General features: G+C 69.6%; 16 protein-coding genes. 7 read left to right on the top strand and 9 right to left on the bottom strand.

Annotated elements, in window-relative coordinates:
• Positions 1–22 precede the first annotated feature (22 nt).
• From TPA0908_RS27000 to TPA0908_RS26970, 7 genes are all read right to left on the bottom strand, one after another.
• Entirely contained in the window at positions 23–733 is a 711-nt protein-coding gene (locus TPA0908_RS27000; RefSeq protein ID WP_281942560.1) for a DUF6182 family protein, read from the bottom strand.
• Positions 730–1,413 carry a dTMP kinase gene (locus TPA0908_RS26995; protein ID WP_281942558.1) on the bottom strand — a complete coding sequence of 228 codons (684 nt, stop codon included), beginning with the start codon at positions 1,411–1,413 and terminating at the stop codon, positions 730–732. Before TPA0908_RS26995 ends, TPA0908_RS27000 begins: the two co-directional genes overlap by 4 nt.
• A complete protein-coding gene (locus TPA0908_RS26990) occupies positions 1,410–2,312 on the bottom strand; it encodes a UbiA prenyltransferase family protein (RefSeq protein WP_281942556.1) in 903 nt (300 codons plus the stop codon). The genes TPA0908_RS26995 and TPA0908_RS26990 overlap by 4 nt, the downstream gene beginning before the upstream one ends.
• On the bottom strand, positions 2,309–5,038 hold the full coding sequence (locus TPA0908_RS26985) for a PEP/pyruvate-binding domain-containing protein (protein ID WP_281942555.1): 2,730 nt from the start codon (positions 5,036–5,038) through the stop codon (positions 2,309–2,311). The genes TPA0908_RS26990 and TPA0908_RS26985 overlap by 4 nt, the downstream gene beginning before the upstream one ends.
• A 630-nt stretch (positions 5,039–5,668) precedes the next feature.
• Positions 5,669–5,899, bottom strand: coding sequence for an MbtH family protein (locus TPA0908_RS26980; RefSeq protein ID WP_281942553.1), 231 nt, complete (start codon positions 5,897–5,899; stop codon positions 5,669–5,671).
• Positions 5,900–5,950: 51 nt separating this feature from the next.
• Positions 5,951–7,321: a condensation domain-containing protein gene (locus TPA0908_RS26975; protein ID WP_281942551.1), complete on the bottom strand. Its 1,371-nt coding sequence runs from the start codon at positions 7,319–7,321 to the stop codon at positions 5,951–5,953.
• The gene (locus TPA0908_RS26970) at positions 7,308–9,086 is read right to left on the bottom strand and encodes a non-ribosomal peptide synthetase (RefSeq protein WP_281942549.1); all 1,779 of its coding nucleotides are present in this window, start codon (positions 9,084–9,086) and stop codon (positions 7,308–7,310) included. The genes TPA0908_RS26975 and TPA0908_RS26970 overlap by 14 nt, the downstream gene beginning before the upstream one ends.
• Positions 9,087–9,370: 284 nt before the next feature.
• On the opposite strand from TPA0908_RS26970, the gene TPA0908_RS26965 reads away from it, so the two are divergent.
• Entirely contained in the window at positions 9,371–10,606 is a 1,236-nt protein-coding gene (locus TPA0908_RS26965; protein ID WP_374709247.1) for an acyl-CoA dehydrogenase family protein, read from the top strand.
• A 209-nt stretch (positions 10,607–10,815) separates the two neighbouring features.
• Positions 10,816–12,015 (top strand): acyltransferase family protein, encoded by a 1,200-nt coding sequence (locus TPA0908_RS26960; protein WP_281942547.1) that lies wholly within the window; start codon positions 10,816–10,818, stop codon positions 12,013–12,015.
• A 121-nt stretch (positions 12,016–12,136) separates the two neighbouring features.
• Here the strand turns inward: TPA0908_RS26960 and TPA0908_RS26955 are convergent, their stop codons facing one another.
• Positions 12,137–12,724 carry a dihydrofolate reductase family protein gene (locus tag TPA0908_RS26955; protein ID WP_281942545.1) on the bottom strand — a complete coding sequence of 196 codons (588 nt, stop codon included), beginning with the start codon at positions 12,722–12,724 and terminating at the stop codon, positions 12,137–12,139.
• A gap of 562 nt (positions 12,725–13,286) precedes the next feature.
• Here TPA0908_RS26955 and TPA0908_RS26950 point away from each other — a divergent pair.
• The 3 genes from TPA0908_RS26950 to TPA0908_RS26940 all read left to right on the top strand — a co-directional run bounded on the left by TPA0908_RS26950 (position 13,287) and on the right by TPA0908_RS26940 (position 17,914).
• The gene (locus TPA0908_RS26950; RefSeq protein ID WP_281942544.1) at positions 13,287–14,579 is read left to right on the top strand and encodes an MFS transporter; all 1,293 of its coding nucleotides are present in this window, start codon (positions 13,287–13,289) and stop codon (positions 14,577–14,579) included.
• 729 nt (positions 14,580–15,308) lie between these two features.
• Positions 15,309–16,859, top strand: a complete 1,551-nt coding sequence (locus TPA0908_RS26945) for a 4-hydroxyphenylacetate 3-hydroxylase family protein (RefSeq protein WP_374709246.1) — start codon at positions 15,309–15,311, stop codon at positions 16,857–16,859.
• A gap of 65 nt (positions 16,860–16,924) precedes the next feature.
• Positions 16,925–17,914, top strand: coding sequence for an LLM class F420-dependent oxidoreductase (locus tag TPA0908_RS26940; protein ID WP_281942540.1), 990 nt, complete (start codon positions 16,925–16,927; stop codon positions 17,912–17,914).
• A 272-nt stretch (positions 17,915–18,186) separates the two neighbouring features.
• Here the strand turns inward: TPA0908_RS26940 and TPA0908_RS26935 are convergent, their stop codons facing one another.
• Positions 18,187–19,797, bottom strand: coding sequence for a condensation domain-containing protein (locus tag TPA0908_RS26935; protein ID WP_281942538.1), 1,611 nt, complete (start codon positions 19,795–19,797; stop codon positions 18,187–18,189).
• A gap of 479 nt (positions 19,798–20,276) precedes the next feature.
• Here TPA0908_RS26935 and TPA0908_RS26930 point away from each other — a divergent pair, with 479 nt between their 5' ends.
• Together TPA0908_RS26930 and dpgD are read left to right on the top strand one after the other, a co-directional pair.
• Positions 20,277–21,749, top strand: coding sequence for an FAD-binding oxidoreductase (locus TPA0908_RS26930; protein WP_281942536.1), 1,473 nt, complete (start codon positions 20,277–20,279; stop codon positions 21,747–21,749).
• On the top strand, positions 21,746–22,537 hold the full coding sequence (gene dpgD / locus TPA0908_RS26925) for an enoyl-CoA-hydratase DpgD (protein ID WP_281942534.1): 792 nt from the start codon (positions 21,746–21,748) through the stop codon (positions 22,535–22,537). The genes TPA0908_RS26930 and dpgD overlap by 4 nt, the downstream gene beginning before the upstream one ends.
• Positions 22,538–22,572 lie beyond the last annotated feature (35 nt).

Genomic DNA, 22,572 nt, shown 5'->3' with positions numbered 1-22,572 from the left:
CCTCTTCATTCGGTCGGGCGCCCTATCGCCTCGGCTCGGGGGAGAGCCAGGTGAACAGGCGAAGGGCCGGGGAGTCGCCGCGCGCGTGGTGGACCCGCGCGTAGCCGGGCTCGGTGCGGACCAGTCGGGCGTCGAGGTCGGTCCGGTGGATCAGGCGGAGTGGCTCGTCGGCGCGCAGGCTGCCGCGCAGGACCGATTCGGCCAGGGTGTGGTGCAGGTGCACGAGGTACTCGGCCAGGGTCAGCGCCCGGACGGCCACGTGCAGTTCGCGGGGAGCGCCGGGGTGGGCCGACGCCGGCCCGGCGACCGGCGGGAGGTCGAGCTCCGCCGGCAGGGCCGGCAGCACCCCGGTCACCGGCTTGAGCAGGCGGCTCAGCCCCGGTAGCCGGCCCGCCGGGAAGGGACCCAACCAGGCCGCGCTGCCCGTCGGGGCGACGACCCGGGCCGGGTTCCGGGCGGTGAGGTTGGCGGAGTTGCCGAACAGGAAGCGGGTCCGGGTCCAGGACCGGCGCCAGGCGTCCGCCTCCCCGTCGGACAGCCCGGCGGCGAAGCACCGGGCGCCGCGTACCAGGTCGTCGAGGTCGACGCTGCGCAGCAGCACCAGCACGGTGCAACCCCCGGTGTCGTCGGCGGCGCGGTGCGGCTCGGCGCCCACCCAGGCGGCGCGTGCGGCGAGGAGTTCGGCCAGCCGGCTCTCCGACGGTGCGCCGTCGAGGTCCACCGGGGCGCTCACCGGTCCACCGCCGGGGACGCCGCCCGGTGCGCCACGGAGTCCATAGTGGACTCACTGGTCGTCGTCAGCACTGCCGCGACCACCTCGTCCGGTGGCGCCGCGCCGTCGACGATCCGCACCGGCAGGTCGCGGACCTCGGCCAGCAGCGCCGCGCGCAGGTCCGTCTGCAACCTGACGAAATCGGCTCGGTCGACGGCCGGCCCGTAGTGTTCGAACCGGTTGACCCGCGCACCGTCGCCGCTGCGCGCCCAGGCCGTCTCCGCCGGCACGTCCAGGTAGAGCACGCGGCCGGGCTGCGGGAACGAGCGCCAGTAGTCGAACGTGGGGGTGTGCTCCACCCCGAGCAGCCGGCACTTGACCAGCAGCTTGTAGTAGTACGAGTCGATGATGACCCGGTCCGCGTCGGCGGCCCGCGCCAGTTCCTCCCGCAGGTGCAGCACGATCGGGGTCAGCACCGACACCACGAGCTCGGGGGAGTAGCGCTCCCCGGCCCACCCGAACGCGTCGGTGATCCAGCTCCTGCGCAGCTGATGGATCAGCGGGTACGGCCCGAGATACCGGTCGTCGTAGGAGACGACCCGCCAGCCGTGCTCGTCGTGCAGCCGGCGCAACACCGTCGACTTGCCGGCGAGGTCCGGCCCGAGCAGGGCCCAGAACCCGGTGCCGTCGGAGCGGCTCACGCCGGTGCTCCCTTCGTCAGCCACCCGACCGCGAGATAACTCGCGTACGTCACCGGGATGTAGGCGATGGTGAGGCCCACCGGCCAGCGGGGCGCGCCGGTGACGAACCGGGACGCCGCGGCCACCGACCACGCCAGCGGCACCAGCGCCAGCCAGCCCCAGGCGTGTCCGGCGCCGGACTGCCACGGCCGCAGCAGTACCAGCACGATGCCGGTGGCGAGCACGGCGGCGCCGAGCGCGACGGCCGTGGTCCCCCACGGGCCGAGGACCGTGCTGTACGTCCGCTCCCCGGGTCGGGGCCGGCGGGTGGCCTTGCGGCCGAACTCCAGGCACACCCCGCTGAGCGTGACCGCGACGATGGCGAGCACCCCGCCCAGGTCCGGCCGCCGCCCCTCGGCGTGCAGGAAGGCGGTGTACACGTAGATGCTGAGCAGCGGTTGGATCGGCAGGTTCACGGCGAGGTGCAGGGCCAACCGGTCGCCGGCGGGCCAGCCGTACACCCGGTCCAGGGTGATCACCACGGCCGTGTAGCCGAGTTGCCCGGCCAGCGCCGCCAGGACCACGCCCCGGCCGGCGTTGAGCAGCAGCAGGGCGGCGGCGCCGAGGACGACGAGGACCATCAGGTCCCGCTCCCGGACCACCCCGGCGGGCAACGGCCGGTGCGGGTTGTGCCGGCGGTCGTACTCGTGGTCCCGGATGTCGTCCATGGCCCGCAGCAGCAGCATGCCGACCACAAGCGTGACCGCGGTGACGGCGAGCCCGCCGTCGGGCCGCCAGCGCGGCACCCCGCCGACCGCCGCGAAGAGGGCGGTCAGGCCGATCGCCCAGGAGAGCATGAACGGCACGTGCACCGCCGGCGGGTACGCGGCGGCCACGTACCGGCCCCAGCGGCCGGTCATCGGACTCCGTCCAGCATCCGCACCGTGCCGGCCGTGCCGTCCACCTCGATGAGACTGCCGTCGGTGATCCGGTCGGTGGCCCGGTCCACCGCGACCACGGTGGGGATGCCGAGCATGCGTCCGGTGATGGCGGTGTGCGACAGCAGGGTGCCCCGTTCCACCACCAGCGCCCTCGCCGAGAGCATCAGGTAGAGCCAGCCGGGATCGGTCTCCCGGGCGACCAGGACGTGGTCGCGGCACTGCTCGGCGTCGATCGACGGATCGAGCACGACCTTGGCCGGGCCGCGGACGACGCCCGAGCTGGAGGCCAACCCGGTGAGGACGGCCGCGTCCGGTCCGACGGGTGCTCCCGGCCCGGGTGCGGCGGCCCCGCCGGCGACGCGTGCCCCGGCCAGCGCCACCGCGAGCGGCAGGTCGGCATCGGTGCGCAGCCGGGTGGGCAGCGGGTCGGCGTCCGTCCAGCGGGCCCGCTCGGCGGCCCGGACCGCCGCCAGCCCGCGCAGGTCGGCCCCGGCCAGGGTGCCGTCGAAGGCGCCCAGCACCTCGTCGACGGTGAGGTCGACGACGTCGCCCGGCCGGTCCAGGCGGCCCCGCGCGGCCAGCTCCGCACCGAGGCGGGTGAGCAGCACCCGGGAGTCGCCGAAGAGTTGGCTGCGGCAGAACCGGGTGTTCTCCCGAACATTGATCAGCGTACGCATCGTCCGGCCCAGCCCGCGCAGCACGGCCCGTTTCACCGGGTTGCGGCACCGCTCGCGCAACTCGCGTACGGACTGGTCGTGCGCCTGGCGCCCGGCGGCGCGGCTGGCCGACACGGTGAGTCCCCGGGCCAGGTAGGCCCGCACCGGCTGGAGGACGGTCCACGGTTCGTCCCGCGGGGCGGGCGTCTCCAGCTTGAGGTCGTGCATGCCCCGGTCGCCGTGGTCACGGAGGTGTTCCCGCAGCGCCGCCAGGAACCGGGCGCCGTGCCGGCCGGCGACCAGGTCGTCCCAGATCCGCCGCGGGTCCGCGCCGGACCGCAGCGCCGCCCGCGTGTCCGGGTCCTCCGCGGCGGTCGCCGCCAGCGCGATCGCCGAGTGCAGCGCCGCGGTGGAGCGGTTCTCCGGACCGCCGCACAGCAACCCGTTGAGCAGGCTCCGGTCCGCCCCCGGCACCCACCGGCGCAGCAGCCCGTCGGTCGCCCGGGTGGCGGTGAACAGGAAGATCCCGTTGACCAGGGTGACCCCCCACCGCCGGGCCACCTGCACCCACAGCGCCCGGTACGCGTCGACCATCTCGTGCGGACGTCGGGCCGCCACGTCGGCGAGGCCCGCGTGGTACCCGTCCCACCAGCGGAGGAAGCGGCGGACCCGCCACGGGTGCGCGACCAGCCGGGCGAGGATCTCCAGCACGTCGAGTACGTCGGTGAGTCGGGAGCCGCGCCGTCCGCCGGGTACGCCGTCGTGCCGGGCCGTCGTCCCGTCCCGCCCGGTGCTGCCGGTCGCGGCCAGGCCGAGGGACCGTTCCCAGGTGGACCAGAGCGGGCGGAAGCACCGGATCAGGCCGTGCAGGTGGTACCAGCAGTCGAGTTGGTAGTAGATCCGGCCGTCCAGGTGCCCGATCATCCGACGCAGGGTCGGTCGCTCGCGTCGCAGCGTGCGGGCGGGCACGCCCATCCGCCGGTAGAGGTCGGTGAACCCCACCTCGTACAGCTCCCGGGCCACCGAGTAGGTCAGGGCGCAGCTGATGCCCGGGAAGCTCTCGGTGACGTTGTTGTTGTCCCAGAGCAGGGCCGGGCTTCCCACCTCGTCCGGGGGGCGTGCCGGCGTGGCGACCGGGCGCGCCTGGACCAGGTGGATCGCGCCGTCCTCGGTGATCGTGCCCTCGATGTCCTGGGGTGCGTGGAAGCGGGCCTCGACCCGCGCCGCCAGTTCCGCGATCGCCGCCAGGTCGGCGTCCGTGAGCACCGGCTCGGTGGCCAGTTCCGGGGGTACCGGCAGGTCGACCGGTCCCTGGTCGGCGCGGGCCGGATCCCACCCGACCGCCCTGGTCTTGACCGTCACGTGGGGCTCGACCGCGCCGGTCGCCGGGTCCACGAAATAGTGGTCGACATCGGCCTTTTCCTGAACCACCCCTTCGCCAATGCCATAGGCGGCGGCGATCACCAGGCGGGCCGCGCCGTCGCGCGGATCGCGGGTGAACGCGACGAATGACCGGGTGCCCATGGCCATTCGTTGAATCCCGACCGCGATTCGCGCGGCGAACGGGGCGTGGCCCCGGCGGGCGCGGTAGAGCACCGCTTCCGGGTTGAACGCCGACGCCCAGCAGGCGACGAGTCGTTCGGCGAGACCGGCCCGCCCAACGTACAGGAAACTGTCACTGAGCCCGGCGAACGGATCCTCCGCCGAATCCTCGCCCGACTCCTGCTGATTGGGTCGGGGTACCGCACACGCACGCACCGCCACCAGTCCGTCCGGTCCGGCGATCTCGTCGAAGTGCGCGTCTATTTCATCGAGGAGTTCTGATGGAATTGTCAGGTACCGGACTCTCTGCCGAAGCGCTTCCGCGTGGCTGAGCAGCGCTTGGGCCGACCCGGCCGTGTCGGCGCGGATATCGGTCAGGAGAGGGCCGACGACCTGGTCGAACACGGTCGCGGGCACGCACCGTAACGGCGGTACGGCAAATCCGTCACGGGCCAGTTCCGCCTGTCTGGCGAACTTGTGGCCGACCAGCTCCGGGTCGAGAATCATCGGTCCGCTTTTGACTAACCACACACTGCTGAGCCTTCCTCACGCATGCGGAATTAGCCCGACTGTCCGCCGGGACGGGCGCGTCGCACATTCGCGGTGATCATGCACGACAGGGATCTGTGATTCAAGGCCCGAAACAGAAGACCGTGCGGATCGTTGCGTTTGGGCTGTTCAGACAGGTCCGACAAAACGCGATGACGTGGGACCCCGGTGGCATGCCCCGGTCCGCCGGGTGGGCGCAGCTCATTGGCGCCGCATTCCCACTGTTTGCGGAGGAGGGCGGAGAAACGGCAGGGCAATGCCGGACAGCAGCGACGAACCGGGCGTCCGAACGGAACGTTCCGCCGAATATTTCGATAGCGCTCAGGTTTCCGGCCGGGCTATACGTCGCTGACGTGCCCCGATGCGCGATAATCGCAGCGAAAAAACCGGTGGCGGACCAGGCGGGTTTCCGGGCGTTGCCGGCGATCCGTGAGCGTCCCCGAGCCGGCGCGCAGAAGGCCGGGCGGGACGTCGCCGACGTCGGCATCGTGCTCGGCGCGGTGGCCGAGCACGATGCCGACGGGCGAGGCGGGCGGGGGTGGCGAGACGGTCAGATGTCCGACGGTGGAGACGGACGGAGCGGGTGCCTCACCGCCCCGATGCGGAGCCGGCCGCCTCGGTGGCCGCGATGAGGCTGGTCGGGCGCATGTCCGTCCAGTTCTCCTCCACGTACGCCAGGCACTCCTGACGGGAGCTGGCCTCGACCACGGTTCGCCAGCCCTCGGGCACGTCGACCTCCGCCGGCCACAGCGAGTGCTGGTTCTCCTCGTTGACCAGCACCAGGTAGGTGGCGTCCTCGTTCTCGAAGGGGTTCGTCATGACATTCCTTCCGGGTGACTGGTGGAATCGCGGTGGTAGAAAAAAACCTTGTCAGGCCAGCCCCAGCGGCGCGTCCGGCGAGGCACTGAAGGTCCGGGCGATCTCCGCGAAGTCCGCGGCCATCGAGGCGATGGTCTCCTCACGGAACAGGTTGCGCTTGAAGGAGAGGCACACCGAGGCGTCACCCGACGGTTCCCTGGTCAGGGTCCACAGCGCGCCGTCCGGCACGGCGGACTTCCGCGGCTGTAGGCCCGTCGCCCGCGGGATCCGGCCGAACTTCACCTCTCCCGGCACCTCGATGTACTGCCGCTGATCGGGCACCGCCTGGAACACCGCCGCCGCGTGGTCGTCGGAGGCGGCCGTCCGCATCAGCTCCGGGGCCTGCCCGAAGATCTCCAGCGTCGGCATCTCGTGCGAGAACGCTTCGAGGCAGGTGGTCCGGGTCCGCTTGAGCAGGTCCCCGAACGACGCGCAGCCGGCAAGGTCGGTGCGCAGCGGCAGGAAGTTGAAGAGCGGGCCCACGGTGTTCTCGAACAGCTGCCCGCCACGCCCCGGCGTGAACGTCGCGATGACGACGTCCGTGGCGCCGGTCAGCCGATGCACGAGCAGCTTGTACATCGCGACCAGGACCATGAACCGCGTGGCGCGGTGGGCTCTGGCCAGCCGGTCGATGGTCGAGAACACGTCGTCCGGGATCCGGAACCAGTGCGCCGCGGTCGACTCGGGCAGGTTCGCGGATCGCGGGATGTCCGTGGGGAGCGCCGAGAACAGACCGCCGTCGAGCTTGCGGCGCCAGTATTCGCGCTTCGCCTCCGTGCCCGCACCGGCCCCGGTCCGCTGCCAGTCGGCGAACTCGCGGAACTGCGGTGCCGCCGGCAGGTCCGGGACGGTCTGACCCGTCCTCGCGACGTACCGGTTGACCAGGTCGCGAATGACCACCTCCATGGACATGCCGTCCGAGACGATGTGGTGGATCATCACGACCAGGACCGTGTCCTGGTCGTCGAACCTGCCCAGCACCACCCGCAGGGCGGGCGTCTCGTCCACGCCGATCGTCTCGTCCTCGACCTCCTGCCGCAGCTCGTCGGCGCGCGCCGCGCGCGCCGCCTCCGGCGTCTCCGGGAGGTCGCGGATCTCCACGCGCACCGGACCGGGCGGCGAGATCTCCTGGTGCCGATTCCCCGTCGTACCGACGATCCGCGTCCGGAGTGCCTCGTGCCGCGTGACGACGTCCTGCAGCGCGTCGCGCAGCGCGGCGACGTCGATCGGCCCGCCCGTCACGCGCCACGCGTCCACCACGTGGTACCGGGGACCGAACGGGCCGTCGTCGTCACCGTGGTCGAACACGTCGACGAACTGGTGATTCAGCGACAGCGGGATCGTCTCCGGCGCGTCGACGCCTGTGGTCCTAGTGGGGCTCATCCCGGCTCCTATCAACTGGTTCCGCTTGTTCCAGGAGGTACTGGTCCAGCTCGGTGACGGTGGGCAGCTCGAACAGGTCGTCAAGAGTGAGCTCCACACCGAGCGCCTCGTTGACCGTCTGAACCAGCCGGATCCCGCTCAGCGACTGCCCGCCGAGTTCGAAGAAGCTGTCGTCGAGTCCCACCTCCGCGACGCCCAGGGCGCTGGCGAAGGCGGCGCACAGGATCTCCTGCTGCGGGGTGCCGGGGGACGTGTGGGTCGACGAACCGGCGAGGACCGGTTCGGGCAGCGCCCGACGGTCCACCTTGCCGTTCGGCGTGAGCGGGAGCGAGTCGAGCACCACGAACGCGGCGGGGATCGAGTAGTCGGGCAGCACCTTCTCCGCGTGCCTGCGGAGCGCTGCGAGGTCCACCGCGTCGGTCTCGCCGACGACGTACCCGACGAGGCGGTGGTCGCCGTCGTCGGTCGGCCGGGCCACGACGATCGCCTCGGAGATCTCCGGGTAGGCGGTCAGCGCTGCCTCGACCTCGGCGGTACCGACCCGGAATCCACGGATCTTCACCTGGTCGTTCGCCCGGCCGACGAACTCGATCATGTCGTCGGTGGCCCAGCGGACCAGGTCGCCGGTCCGGTACATGCGCGTCCCGGCGCCGCCGAACCGGTTCGCCACGAAGCGCTCCGCGGTCAGGCCCGGCCGGCCGAGGTAGCCGCGCGCCAGGCGCTCGCTCGCGACGTACAGCTCCCCGACCTGGCCGGGGCCGACCGGCCGGAGCCGCTCGTCGAGCACGAACAGCTCGCCGTTGTCCAGCGAACGGCCGACCGGCACCCGCGTCGCGGGAACGAACGGCGCCCTCACCGTGGTGGTGGTGGCGAACAGCGTGACCTCGGTCGCCCCGTAGGTGGGTCGCACCGTGATGCCGGGGCACGCCTTCAGCACCCGCTCGACGGCGCCCGGCGAGATGACGTCCCCACCGGTCGAGACCTCACCGACGGTGGCGAGGCAGTCCGGCGCCTGGTCGGCGACCACCCGGAACAGGCCGCTGGTGAGCTGGACGGAGGTGATCTCGTGGTCCCGGATCAGCCGCCGGAGCGTGCCGAGGTCCAGACGACCGTGCGGTGCCAGGACCAGGTGACCGCCGCGCAGCAGGGGAACCCACATCTCGTACGTCGACACCGCCGCCGCGTACGGCGCCACCATGAGCACCCGGTCCTGGGGACTGCTGTCCCAGCACGAGTCCAGGGCGACGCTCAGCACGCCCCGGTGGGTCACGCAGACGCCCCGCGGCAGCCCCGACGACCCGGAGGTGTGGATGACGCACGCGATGTCGTCCGGTCGTACGTCGATGTCCGGGGCGGCGACCGGCGGGTCCTGGCGCGCGGGGGCCGGGTCGACGAGCACGGTCCGCCTGCCGACCGGTAGGCCGGCGCGGTGGGTCTCCTCGTCGGCCAGCAGCACCGGCCGGCCGGCGTTGTCCATGACCCGCTGCTTGGCCTCCAGCGGATGGGAGTGGTGCAACGGCAGGTAGACCGCGCCGGCCTTGAGCACGCCCAGGGTCGCCACGATCAGCTCGGGTGAGCGCGTGATCAGCACCCCGACCGGCTCGCCGGGCCGCACGCCGAGGCCGATCAGCCGATGCGCCAACTGGTTGGCGCGCTCGTCGAGCTGGCGATAGGTCAGCCGTACGCTCCCTCCGGTCAGCGCCGGCGCGTCGGGTGTCCGGGCCACCTGCCTGGCGAACTGCTCCTGGATGGACCTGGAACCCATGCCGCCTCATCTCCGTCCACTCGTCCGCAGACCCGACCTGACAAGAGGGAACGTACCGCCGGCGCTGATCGATTTCGCCTTCAGGACTGCGCTACAAATCGTCGACGAGCGTCGATGTCGATCAGCAATCGTAAAGATGTGGCAGGCCGGCGGAGTTGGGACACTCGACGAGGCTGTCGAGGTGGCATCAGCTCCATCTCGGCGATAAGGATCGTCTGCGGACTGGACTCCGACACGCTGCATCTGACCGGGAGAACCGTCAGCAGCCGAAAGGATCGTGCACCGTGACACGAATCAGCGGCACCGCCGAACACGACCTTCCTGCCCCGGTCGAGCCGGACCTCACCCCGGCCCAGATGGTGGCGCGGGCCGAGGCGATGATCCCCGAGCTCGTCGACCGCCAGGCAGAGGTCGAGGAACGCAGCTTCTACGCCGAGGACATCCACGAGAAATTCGCCCGGAACGGCTTCTACCGAATTCTTCAGCCCCGGCGTTACGGCGGCTACGAATTCGGCCTCGACACTTTCGTGCGCGTCTCCACGACCCTGCTGCGCGGATGCCCGTCGACCGGCTGGATGTTCACCCTCGGGGCCATGCACACGCAGGTTGTCGCCACCATGTTCGGTGAGCAGGCGCAATCGGAGGTGTTCGGCGTCGGCGACTTCATCTGCCCCGGCACCGCCGTTCCCAGCGGGTCCGCCGAACGCTCCGCGGACGGCGGCTGGACGATCAGCGGCAAGTGGTCCTACTGCTCCGGGTCGCCCTACGCGACGCATTTCCTCGGACACGCCCTGATCGCCGGTGTGAACGGGGCGTCGCCGAAACCCCTGTTCTTCCTCGCGCCACGCAGTCAGTGGACGCGGTTGGACGACTGGGGCCGGCAGTTGGGCCTGCGCGGCAGTGGGTCACACAGCATCACCATGGAGAACGCCTACGTTCCGGAGCACCTCGCCCTGCCCGGCGTGCAGGTAATGGAGGCCGACGTCTCGGGTGGCACGCCGGGCCGGGACCTGCACGGGAACCCGGAGTACGGCGGCGGGCCGCTCTCCTTCACGAATCTCGGCAACGCGGCCCTGGCCGTGGGCATCGCCCGGGGAGCGCTCGACATCTACGAGATCCTGCTACGGGAGCGGACGACCCTGGTCCCGCCGATCGTGGCCCGGCACCACGATCCCGACTACCAGTTCTGGTACGGCGACGCCGTCGGCATGATCGGTACCGCCGAGGCCGCGTTGCTGAACGGAGTTCAGCAGTGGCACGACAACTGTGTCCGTGGCCCCGCGGCGGTCACCCGGCAAGAGGACCTGCGGATCTCGGCGATCTGCCGACACGTGATCCAGCTCTGTTGGGACGCGGTGGCGAACTACCTGATGCCGACCGCCGGCGCGAGTTCGGTCCGGCACGGCGAGCGGCTCGAGCGCGTCTGGCGTGACATGTCCATGTTGCACAGTCACGGGGGCATCTCCGTCCTGCTGCCGACGGTGGCCGTGCGGGAACTCACCCGGGTACGGATGCGCTGACGTCGCCGAGGGGACGACGGGCCGGTCGTCCGGGGCGCGACTCGCGGGGTCGGCGAGTGCCGCGCCGACCGGATGACCGGCATCGATCCACGTCACGTTCGTCGGCCCGCCGCCCCGGCCCCGCCTGCGCGCCGACATGAACGCATTTACGAAGACGTGGTCGCGACGGACGCGTGGGATCCTCGGCCGGAGCGAAAGGACAGCCGCCGATGACAGTGCAAGAAAGGGTGGACGGGGCAACGGATTCCCCGACACCTCCGGGCATCAGACTCCCCTCCCTGACGGCAATGCGGACCGTGGCCGCGACCCTGGTGTTCATCCACCACGCGATGTTCCAGCCGCTCTTCTCCGACCAGGGCGTGCAGAACGCCTACAACGAGTTCTCCCGCAACCTGGGCCCGCTGAGCGTCATGTTCTTCTTCGTGCTGAGCGGCTTCATCCTCACCTGGTCGGGCAAGCCGCGCGACGGCCTGAAGAACTACTACCGACGCCGGTTTTTCAAGATCTTCCCGAACCACCTCGTGGTCTACGCCATTCTGCTGGTCCTGATGTTCGTGGCCGGGCGCACCATCCTGTGGCCCGAGGCGCTGGCCAACCTCCCGCTCATGCAGGCGTGGGTGCCGAGCTTCGACTACCAGCTCCTCGCGGTGAACCCGCCGACCTGGACGTTGTCGGTGGAGCTGCTGTTCTACCTGTGCTTCCCGCTCCTGCTGATCGTGATCAACCGGATCCGGCCCGGCCGGCTGTGGCTGTACGCCGGGCTGGCCGCCGTGGCCGCCCTGCTCATGCCGGTGCTCTCGCGGCTGATCCTGCCCGACAGCCCGGCGACTCCCATCTCCGCCTCGCTCTCCTGGCCCCAGCTGTGGTTCATCTACTACTTCCCGGTCACCCGGATGTTCGAGTTCGTGGTCGGGATGGTCATGGCCCGGATCCTGATCACGGGCCGCTGGCCGAACATCCGGCCGTCGCTCATCGCGGCGGTGGTGGCGGCGGCGTACGTGGCGACCCTGCCGCTCAAGCTGTTCGAGGAGGGATACCAGATCGCCTTCCTCATCCCGCTCGCGCTGGCGATCACCGGCACGGCCGCGGCGGACCTCGCCGGACGCCGGACGCTGTTCAACACCCGCGTCATGGTCTTCCTGGGCGAGATCTCGTACGCCTTCTACCTCGTCCACATCACGGTGTTCTTCTCCCTTCAGGCCGCGTTCAACCACCAGTGGGGCCTGGGCGGGATGTTCACCTCGCGACCGTTCGCCACGTTGCCCGCGATAGCGTTCCTCATCGGCTCCTATCTGGCCTGTTTGCTCGTCGCCTGGCTCCTGTACTCCCTGGTGGAGCGTCCGGTGATGCGGCGGTGGGGCCGGCCGGGACGAACCCGACCAACCGAGGCTCCGGCCGCGGTCCACTGATCGTCTGTCGGTAGCCGCCGGGTCGTGGAGCGGGCCGGCGGAGCGGTCGGGGTCGACGAGGGTGACGCTGAGGGCGTCCGCGTCGACCCCGACCGTACGACTGTGTGGCCACGCCGATGGGTCACCGTGCGGATCGGGCTGTCGCTTCCTGTTCGCGAGGGCGGTAGCGCAGGTGCACGACGCCGTTGCGGAACCGACGCTCGTCGACGAGATCGAGGTCGGTACGCATCCCGGTCGGCAGTCCCGGCTTGCCCCCACCGACGGCGACGGGCAGGACGAACAGCTGGCACTCGTCGACCAGCCCGGCCTTGAAGGCCTGCGTCGCGAGATTGGCGCCTCCGATGGTGAGGTCGCTGTCGGCCGCGGCCTTCATCTCCTTGACCGCGCCGGGGTCGAAACGACGTTCGACAGTGGTGTCGGCGGTTGACGCCGAGGAGATGCTCCCGGAGTAGACGACCTTGCTCGCCGCCTGCCAGGCGTTGGCGAAATCGGCGGTGAGGTCGGACTGCGCGGCCAGCGCGTCATTGGTCTCCCAGACGGCCATCGCCTCGTACTGCCGCCGTCCGTAGAGGAAGGTGCCCGCCGACCGCACGATGTCGGTGTAGCACACGAACACCTCGTCATCGACCGGAAACAGGTTGAAGTCGCCGCGTTCGTCCTCGATGTAGCCGTCGAGCGACACGTTCGTCACGTAGATCAGCTTTGCCATGCTCCACCTCTCGATGATCGGTTGCCACCACCCGGACCTCCGTCGGCGCGGCGTCCATCTGGTGCGCGTCTGGCGCGAACCCTCGCCATGGGTGCACCGGCACTCGGGATCCACTCGGGACCTCCGGTCGCGCCCCTCCGCCGGCCCCATTGATGAGGCGCGGTGGACGTGCCGGAGTTGCCCCCCATATTTACTACTTGGGTGGGATGAGTGTATGCAGAAGCTTAGGTTCTTTGTCGGATTTCGGGCGGTGTGTCAACCCGCCCGGCGCGCCCGACTCGCCGCCGCGCCGGGCGGTCGCGACGAGGTCGAGTCGGGCGCCCCCCAAAGGGGAGAAGCGTCGGATGGGTGGGAATCCCGCCACTCTCCTTTGTCTTCTTCCAGGTCAGCGGCTTGCTCGGGGAGGCCGCCGCGCAATAGACGGGAGGCAAACCGGAGAGCGTTTCGTCTGTTGGGGAGAGCAATCTGGAAGTTGTGCCGAAGGTTCCGTGCCTAAAAGGTAGTAAGGTCTGGTTCCAATAGGTAGCATCCGCTGGCGGACGGCGAGAGATGGTGGTACTGCATGCCGAGGTTTAACCCGATCAAGGAGCTTCGCTCCCTTGTTCCCGAGGCTGGGCCGAAGCGGTTTTACGCGCTGGGCACCTTTATCAACATGTTCGGGTTCGGGCTGCTGGTCGTCAGTATGAGCCTGTATTTCACCCGAATCGTGGGGCTGCCCGCCTCGCAGGTGGGTCTCGCCCTCACCATCGGCGTCGCCATCAGCCTGATCAGCGGTGTCCCGGTCGGCAACCTGGCCGACCGGTGGAGTCCGGTGAAGACCGTCAAGGTCATGCTGGTGATCCAGGCCCTGACGGCTACCACATTCATCTTCATCGACAACTTCACCCAACTTGTCATCGCCGCCACCCTCGACATGCTGGCGATGAAGGCGTCCGTGGCGGCGTCCGAATCGCTGCTGCGTCGGGTTGCCGGCGACGAGGCGGTCGGCTTCCGCGCCCAGGTGCACGCGATCCAGTTCGTCGCCATGGGCCTGGGCACCGCCGGGTGTGCCGTCGTGATCCAGATCGGTACGCCGACCGCGTACCACCTGATGATCGCCCTCGACGCGCTCAGCTTCCTGGGCGCCTTGCTGGTCTTCACCCGGCTGCCCGACTACGAGCCGTTGCCGAAGCCGGAAACCGCGTCCCGCTGGGGTGTGCTGTCCGACCGGCCCTTCGTCGCGTGGACGGCGATCGCCGGTGCCATGAACCTCCAGCTCTTCATGATCAATATGCTGCTGCCGCTGTGGGTGGTCGATGCCACCAATGCTCCGACCTGGACGGTTGCGGTCTTCTACATCATCAACAACACGTTGATCGTCTTGTTCATGGTTCGCGTCGGCAACAAGGTGAAGACGATCCGGCAGGGTGGCGTCGCGATCCGGCGCGCCGGAGCGCTCCTCCTGTTCAGCTGTGCCGGGATGGGTTTCGCGAGCGGGCTTCCCGGCTGGGCCGCGGTGCTCCTGCTGGTCGCGGCCGTCCTCGTGCACACCTACGGCGAGCTGTGGTACATGGCGGGCTCCTTCGCCCTCAACTTCGGCCTGCCGCCGGCGCACGCACAGGGGCAGTACATGGGCTTCCTCGGGATCGGCTCCGGCATCGGCGAGGCGTTCGCCCCGCTGCTGTTCCTCAGCTTCATCCTGACCCTCGGCCGGCCGGGTCTGGTCGGCATCGGCGTGTTCTTCGCCCTGGTGGGCCTGTTGGCGCCCGCCGTGGCGCGGTGGGGCGAGCGGACCAGGCCCGAGTCGGAGGAGAAGCCGTCGGAGGAGAAGGCCGCGCCGGCTGCTCCGGAGGTAGCGCCGGCCGTAGCCGACTGAGGTGATCTGATCCGGCCAGAAGTGCACGATCCGGCGACCTGATCACGGTCTCTGGAGAAGAGGTGGCGGTTCGACCCGGGAGTCCCGTGCGGGACGCCCGGGTCGTCCGCGAGACAGACCAGCCGATCGCCGAGGTGGCGGCTGACGTGAACCAACCGCGCGAGCCCTGAAACCGTCAGGGCGAGGGCCCGGCTTCGCTGACCGGCGCGGGCCGCCGCGTCGCCGGTGCAGCGTGGTGGACACTCCCGAGCACACCGGGCCGGGAAGCCGGGCGGCCACGCGTTGTCTTGTGCGCGATGAAGGCGGCCGAGTGTGCGGGGCTGCGCCCCGGGGCAACACAATGGTGGACGAGGTATGCGGGTGCGAGCCCTCGGCCGGCGTTCCCGACTCGAATCAGCGCAGCATACCCGGCGACCGGGGCGCGGACTACTTCTCCGCTGCCGACCCGGATTTTCCGGTGGCCGGCGCTTCGGGGCAGCACTCTGCAACACAGAAGATGCGCTTACCCGAAAGTTCGCGAAGAATCGGCGGTGTGGCCGTCATTTCCGACGTCTGACCGCGCGGCCGGCTCCCCACTGGTGCGAGAGAGCCGGTTCCTGCCGTCTCGCCTGCCGATCCGAGGAGCGCCCGTTCGAGCGTAAAACGCCGCCCAGCACGCAGTTTCCTCACGCCCTGATGCTCAGTCGTCGATCGCCTGTTCGGAGGAACGAAATGGCGGATCAAGAGAAGATGCATGAACCGCGGAAAACGCGGCCGATGACCGGCGCCGAATACATCGAATCGCTGCGTGACGACCGCTGTCTGTATCTTTACGGTGATCGCGTGAAGGACATGACCAGTCATCCTGCGTTCTACAACCCGGTACGGATGACCGCGCGGCTCTACGACGCGTTGCACGACCCGCGCACGCGTGACGTGCTCACCTCGCCCACCGACACGGGCAGCGACGGCTTCACCCACAAGTTCTTCACCACACCCCGCTCGGCGGAGGACCTGGTCGAGCACCAGCAGGCCATCGCCGCCTGGGCCCGGATGAGCTACGGCTGGATGGGGCGCAGCCCCGACTACAAGGCCGCCTTCCTCGGCACGCTCGGTGCGAACGCCGACTTCTACAAGCCGTTCGACGAGAACGCGCGGCGGTGGTACGCGGAGTCCCAGGAGAAGGTCCTCTACTGGAACCACGCGATCGCGCATCCGCCGGTCGACCGGAACCGCTCCCCGGACGAGGTCGGTGACGTCTTCGTGCACGTGGAGAAGGAGACCGACGCCGGGCTCGTCGTGAGCGGCGCCAAGGTGGTCGCCACCGGCTCGGCGCTGACGCACTACAACTTCATCGCGCACTACGGCCTGCCGATCAAGGACAAGAAGTTCGCGCTCGTGGCGACCGTTCCGATGGGGGCGCCCGGGCTGAAGCTGATCTGCCGTCCGTCCTACACGGCCAGCGCGGCACTGATGGGCAGCCCGTTCGACTACCCGCTCTCCTCCCGGCTGGACGAGAACGACACGATTCTCGTGATGGACAAGGTGCTCATCCCGTGGGAGAACGTGTTCATCTACGGCCATCTGGGAAAGGTCCAACTGTTCCCCAGCCGGTCGGGCTTCTCCGAGCGGTTCACGTTCCAGGGCTGCACCCGCCTGGCGGTGAAACTCGAGTTCATCGCCGGCCTGCTCGCGCGGGCGGTGGAACTCACCGGTGCCAAGGACTTCCGTGGCGTGCAGACCCGGATCGGCGAGGTGCTGGCCTGGCGCAACCTGTTCTGGGCGTTCTCGGACGCGGCGGCCCGCAACCCGGTGCCCTGGCACAACGGCGCGGTCCTGCCCAACCCGCGGTACGGGATGGCATACCGGTGGTTCATGCAGATCGGCTATCCGAGGATCAAGGAGATCATCCAGCAGGATGTCGCCAGCGGGTTGATCTACATCAACTCCAGCGCCGAGGACTTCAAGAACCCGGAGATCCGGCCGTACCTGGACCAGTATCTCCGCGGCTCCGACGGCAGCGACGCGGTCGAGCGCATGAAGGTCATGAAGCTGTTGTGGGACGCCGTCGGCACCGAGTTCGGCGGGCGGCACGAGCTCTACGAGCGCAACTACGCGGGCAATCACGAGAACACCCGGGTCGAGCTGCTCTCGGCGCAGCTCGCGAGCGGTGAGATCGACGACTACAAGGCCTTCGCGCAGGAGTGCCTCTCCGAGTACGACCTGGACGGTTGGACGGTGCCCGACCTGTCGTCGTTCGACGATCTCCACGAGGTGCGGGACCGGACGCTCAACGGGTGAGGGCGGCCGGGGGACCCCGGCGCGCGGGGACAGCATCCGGGTATGTCGATAGAAAGGGTCTGAACATGCGATTTGGTGTGCACTTGCCGCAGGGCTACAGTCTCGACCTCGTCAACATACCGGTGGCCGAGCAGTGGTCCACGATTCGTGACATCGCCCAGGCCGCCGACGCCGGGCCGTACGATTCGATCTGGGTCAGCGACCACTTTCTCACCATTCCGGCGCCGAGCAACGAGTCGGCGTTCGAAGCGTGGTCGATGATGGCCGCGTTCGCGGTCTGCACGTCCCGGGTGCGGCTCGGGCAGTTGTGCACGTGCATAGGTTTCCGGAATCCGGCGTACCTGGCCAAGATGGCGGCCTGCGTCGACGTGATGAGCGGCGGCCGGTTGGACGTCGGCCTCGGCGCGGGCTGGTTCGAGGACGAATGGCGTGGCTACGGTTACGGTTTCCCCAGCGTCGCCGATCGGCTCGGCATGCTCGACGAGGGCGCGCAGATCATGCGGCAGTTGTGGACGACCGGCACGGCCACGCTGGCGGGACGCCACTACCAGCTCGATGGTGCGGTCAGCAATCCGCTTCCGCTTCAGGCCGGTGGGATCCCGTTGTGGATCGGCGGCTCCGGCGAGAAGAAGACGCTGCGGACCGCGGCGAAGTACGCGCAGTACACGAACTTCGGGACGTTGAGCCTGGACGAGTTCGCGCACAAGTCCCGGGTCCTGGCCCAGCACTGCAAGGACGTGGGCACCGACTTCGACGCGATCACCCGCTCGGCCTACTACCTCGTGACCATCGGCGAGACCGAGAAGGACGTCGCCGACAGCATGGCGCGGATGAGGTCCCACTACGAGCCGCTGATGCCGCCCGAGGCGCTCGAATCCTGGCTCGGCGAGTTCCGCCGTGGTCTGGTCGGGACCCCCGAGCAGATCGTCGAGCGGTTGCGCAAGGCTGCCGACGCCGGGGTCGGCTACGTGATCGCCTACTTCGCGGACGCCGCCTACGACCGGACGAGCATGGACCTGTTCGCCGGCAAGGTGATACCGGAGTTGATCGGTTAGGCGTCGTCCCCACGTAGGTGGTCGGCCGCCGGCGGAGCCCTTCGGGCCCGCCGGCGGCACCGCCAGGTTCGGGGGCGCGGAAGGCGCGGGCCCGGGCGGGGACGGCCCGGCCGGTCGCACCCGGGGGCCGTGCACCAGGTCGTGTCGTTCGCCACCCCCGTGCATGCCACGAGGTCTCCGGTGGCGGGGTTCATCTTCGTCGATGACCCCGCGACCGGAGACCTCGTCGTCGAGCGGCCACCGGCACGTGGCGCCCGACCTCGGGACGTCGGTCAGCCCGCGGTCTCCACTTCGAGCTGCTTCGGCCCGTTGTCGATGATGTCGGCGAAGTGCTTGCCGAGTTCGTTGGCGAGGCTGCCCTCGTAGAGGTCGGTCCGCACCACCAGGTGCATCTCCAGGCCGTCGGGGACGGGCAGGACCTCGAGCACGAAGTCGTGCACGGACGCCGTCCAGTCGTCGTTCCGGGAATCCATCACACCGGGGACGCTGCCGAGGCTGAGCGTCGGCACGGAGTTGTAGACCACGGCCGGCTTGCCGATGAACATGGCCTCCAGCCCGCCGAACGCGCCCAGGATGCTGGCCATCTGCTTCATGTCCAGCAGGACGTCGCGCGCGGCCATGCCCTGGAGGTACGAGTCACGGATGCGGGCGAGGAGGTGCGGGCCCGACCGGAACGGCCCGTTCGGCCGCAGCAGGATGTTGCCGACCCGGGTGGTGATCGTCGCGTCGATCATCGCGCCGGCCTTGTTCCCGATCGACACCATCAGGCCGAGGTCGTGCGGGGCGCCCGCCCGGATGAGGGACTGGACGTACACCGCCACCATCCCCACCGACGGCGGCATCCCGTTGGCGCTGGCGTAGTCGTCCCAGGCCCGCAGCCGCGTCTTCGACACGGTGAAGGAGAAGTCGGCCGCGGGTCCGCTCGGCTCCGTCGGCCCGTCCTTGCGCCCGGGAAGGCGACAGGGCGGGAGGTCGCGGAGTTCGTTGAGCCAGTACCGGCGCTGGGCCTCGGCGTCCTGCGTCCTGAGCTGGTGACGGTAGTCCGCGGCCATCTCGGCGAGCGTCGCGGTTCTGCCGGACCACTGCGGCGCCCTCCCGGCCGCGCGGGCGGAGTAGGCCGCCGACAGCTCCGCCGTCATGATCTCCAGCGAACGGCCGTCGAACGCGGCGTGGTGCGCGGCCACCCCGAACAGGGTGCGATTGCTCTGCCTGCTGTGCACGATCACGCACCGCCAGACCTCACCCTGGTCGATGTGCAGCGGGTGCTCCAGCGCCTCCCAGAGCGCGTCGCCGGCCGCGCCGTCGTCGTCCTGCTCCGGCAGCCGCTGGAACCGCGCCTGGCCCGGATCGGCCGGCACCTCGGCCAGGCCGAGATCCGGCTCGTAGAGGTACTTGGCGTGCAGGGCCTGGTGACGGCGGTGCACGTCGGTGGCGGCGGCGGCGAGCGCCACGTCGTCGACCTGGCCGTCGAACCACCAGGCGAACCGCGGCACGATGTCCATCGGAACGGTGTGCGCCTGCATGGGGGTGATCGCCACGAGCTCGGCGTTGCGCTCGGCCGGTGGCGCGACCGAGGTGCGGGGCGCGCCGTTCCCGCTGTCGTGGGCGTCGATCCATGTCGCGAGCTGCGCGACGGTCGGGGTCCGGAAGAGCTGGGTGAACCGGACCCGGATCCCGGTCGCCTGTTCCAACCGGGCGCACGCGACGGTCACCGCTACGGAGTCAAGGCCCAGATCGAAGAAGGACGCCATGCGCGGCAGGCTGGAAATGCCGAGCATCTCGCCGAATATCCGCGCGATGGTGCTCTCTGTCTCGCCGCGCGGGTGCTCGTCCGTTGAGAGTGCCCCGTTGGGGTCGCTTCGCAGGTCTTCTCGCTGCGTCATGCCCGCTCCTTAGAGGGTGGATTAGCGTTCAACGAACTGGTGGTCAAGCCGGCGCCGGGTGGTGGGTGTCGGGGCGCGACGGCTGGTCGGGCGTCACCCGGTCATTGATGCTCGATGTCACAGCCGCCCGACTCCTTCGCATTCGGCCTTAATTGGGCGTCGGGGCACACGTCAGAAGCCACTTGTGCATGTCACTGTCGCAGGCCGGCCCTTCGCGATACACCTCCAAAAGAGCTACCTGAATCGCCGCATAGAGCAATTTTGAAGTAGACCCCTGTGTGACCTCGCTGTTCTCATGTACCCCGTCACTGTGACGATTGGGGGAACTAACGATGGCGGATTTAAGTCGCCGTGGGCTGCTAGCAGGTGCGGTTGCCGGGGGGATCACCGTTGGGCTGAACGGGACCAGCGCGAGTGCGGCGCCGCCGGCTATCCACGCAGGATCGTCAACGAGTGCGCAGTGCGCGTCGCCCGACGCGGTGGTGGTCGGGACCAACGACCCGCGTTATCCGAGCCTCATCACGCCGTGGAACAGGCGTTTCGAGGGCAGCCCGCAGAATGTGCACCTGGTCTACAACGCGAAGCAGGTCGCCGAGGTCGTCGGCGCTGCGGTCGCCGCGAACAAGCGATTTGCGGTTCGCAGCGGCGGCCATTCCTTCGAGAATCTCACCTCCTCTCCTGACATTCAGGAACTGATCGACCTCTCGCAGATGTCGGATGTCTACTACGACCCCAAGCGGCGGGCGTTCGCCATCGAGAGCGGCGCGACGCTGGGCAAGGTGTACGACACCCTCGTCAAGGGGTGGGCGGTCACCATTCCGGGCGGAATCTGCCCCGGCGTGGGCGTCGGCGGCCACATCGCCGGTGGCGGCTACGGCTTCCTGTCGCGCCGGTACGGTCTCGCGGCCGACTACCTGTACGCCGTGGAGGTCGTGACCGTCGACAAGTCGGGCAAGCCCCGGATCGTCGTCGCGACACGTGACGAGGGTGACCCCAACCGGGACCTCTGGTGGGCGCACACCGGTGGCGGGGGCGGGAACTTCGGCGTCGTGACGCGCTACTGGATGCGACGTCCGGGCACGGACTCCACCGACCCCGCCGACCTGCTGCCCCGGGCGCCCGCGACCATGATCCGGCGAGCGGTCGTGATGTCCTGGGACCAGTTGGACCGCACCTCGTTCCTGAAGTTCTTCCGGAACTACACCAACTGGTACGAGCAGAACAGCGCGCCCGACTCGCCGTACGCGAATCTGTGGGGTGGGTTCTTCACCTTCCACAAGTCGGCCGGGCCGGTCGGTTTCATCGTGGGTGTCGACAGCGGGGTGCCGAATGCCCAGGCCCTCGTCGACGCACACGTCGAGGCGGTCATGTCCGGGGTGGGCGTGCAGCCCGCGTCGGACACCACCGAGTTCGCGCCGTACCTGGACGACCGGAACTGGCAGAGCGAGCCGGATTCGCGTTCCAAGGACAAGGCTGCCAACCTGCGCAAGGGATTCTCGGACAGCCAGCTCGCGACCATCTACCGTCGGCTGACCGACCCGGAGCCCACGAACGCGGGCGCCGCGCTCACCATGTCCGGGTACGGCGGCAGAATCAACGCGGTGGCCAAGGACGCGACCGCGACGGCGGACCGCGACTGCGTCCTGCGGGTGTACTTCACCGGTGGCCGGTGGACCTCGCCCGCCGACGACGCGAAGAACATCAAGTGGATTCGCGAGTTCTACCGGGACGTCTTCTCGGAGACGGGCGGCGTGCCGGTGCCGAACGCGATCAATGGCGGCAGCTACATCAACTACATCGACGCCGATCTCGCCGACCCGGCCTGGAACACGTCCGGGACGTCGTGGGCGGAGCTCTACTACAAGTCCAACTACCCGCGTCTGCAGCAGATCAAGAAGCGGTACGACCCGCGGAACGTGTTCCACCACGCTCTGTCGATTGTGCCGAGGTGACCGTTCGGTACCGGAAACAGGATCGGGTCGCCTACATCACGCTGGACCGGCCACATGTGTTGAACGCGCTGGACCTGCGTACGCATGAGGAACTCGCCGAGATCTGGGACGATTTCGAAGCCGATGACGACATCTGGGTCGGCGTGCTCACCGGAGCGGGTGAGCGCGCCTTCTCGGTCGGTCAGGACCTCAAGGAACTGGTGGCCCTGACCGAGCAGGGCCGGGCCACGCCGTCCACCTTCGGCAGCCGGGGCAAGCCGGGCTGGCCCCGGCTGACCGAGCGGTTCGGCCTCGCCAAACCGCTGGTCGCCCGGGTCGACGGGTACGCCCTCGGCGGTGGTTGCGAGCTGGCCCTGGCCTGTGACGTCATCATCGCCTCGGACCGGTCGGTCTTCGGGCTCACCGAGGCCAGGTTCGGTCTGATCCCCGGGGCGGGCGGAGTCTTCCGGCTGACCCGTCAGGTGCCCTACCGGGTCGCGGTCGGGCACCTGATCACCGGTCGCCGGTTCGACGCCGCCCGCGCCTACGAGCTCGGACTGGTCAACGAGGTGGTGCCGGCCGCCGAACTCGACGCGAGCGTGGCGAGCTGGGTCGAGGACATCCTGCGCTGTGCCCCGCTGTCGGTGCGGGCGATCAAGGAGGCCGCGGCCACCGCCGCGACCCGGAGCCTCGCCGACGCCTTCGCCACCCGCTACGCCTGGGAGGAGCAGCGCATGCACAGTGCCGACGCGACCGAGGGCCCGCTCGCCTTCACCCAGCGGCGGGACCCGGTCTGGCGGGGACGCTGAGCGTTCGGGCGGGACGCCCGCCCGGTCACCACGGC

The sequence above is a fragment of the Micromonospora sp. AKA38 genome (assembly GCF_027925725.1).
GTDB lineage: Bacteria > Actinomycetota > Actinomycetes > Mycobacteriales > Micromonosporaceae > Micromonospora.
This window is presented reverse-complemented; position numbering and strand designations above follow the sequence as displayed.

Excerpts from the sequence above, each read along its gene's own strand:
- TPA0908_RS26990 (WP_281942556.1), bottom strand. The coding sequence starts at position 2,312 with ATGACCGGCCGCTGGGGCCGGTACGTGGCCGCCGCGTACCCGCCGGCG.
- TPA0908_RS26985 (WP_281942555.1), bottom strand. The coding sequence starts at position 5,038 with ATGATTCTCGACCCGGAGCTGGTCGGCCACAAGTTCGCCAGACAGGCG.
- TPA0908_RS26980 (WP_281942553.1), bottom strand. The coding sequence starts at position 5,899 with ATGACGAACCCCTTCGAGAACGAGGACGCCACCTACCTGGTGCTGGTC.
- TPA0908_RS26975 (WP_281942551.1), bottom strand. The coding sequence starts at position 7,321 with ATGAGCCCCACTAGGACCACAGGCGTCGACGCGCCGGAGACGATCCCG.
- TPA0908_RS26970 (WP_281942549.1), bottom strand. The coding sequence starts at position 9,086 with ATGGGTTCCAGGTCCATCCAGGAGCAGTTCGCCAGGCAGGTGGCCCGG.
- TPA0908_RS26960 (WP_281942547.1), top strand. The coding sequence starts at position 10,816 with ATGACAGTGCAAGAAAGGGTGGACGGGGCAACGGATTCCCCGACACCT.
- TPA0908_RS26955 (WP_281942545.1), bottom strand. The coding sequence starts at position 12,724 with ATGGCAAAGCTGATCTACGTGACGAACGTGTCGCTCGACGGCTACATC.
- TPA0908_RS26950 (WP_281942544.1), top strand. The coding sequence starts at position 13,287 with ATGCCGAGGTTTAACCCGATCAAGGAGCTTCGCTCCCTTGTTCCCGAG.
- TPA0908_RS26945 (WP_374709246.1), top strand. The coding sequence starts at position 15,309 with ATGCATGAACCGCGGAAAACGCGGCCGATGACCGGCGCCGAATACATC.
- TPA0908_RS26940 (WP_281942540.1), top strand. The coding sequence starts at position 16,925 with ATGCGATTTGGTGTGCACTTGCCGCAGGGCTACAGTCTCGACCTCGTC.
- TPA0908_RS26935 (WP_281942538.1), bottom strand. The coding sequence starts at position 19,797 with ATGACGCAGCGAGAAGACCTGCGAAGCGACCCCAACGGGGCACTCTCA.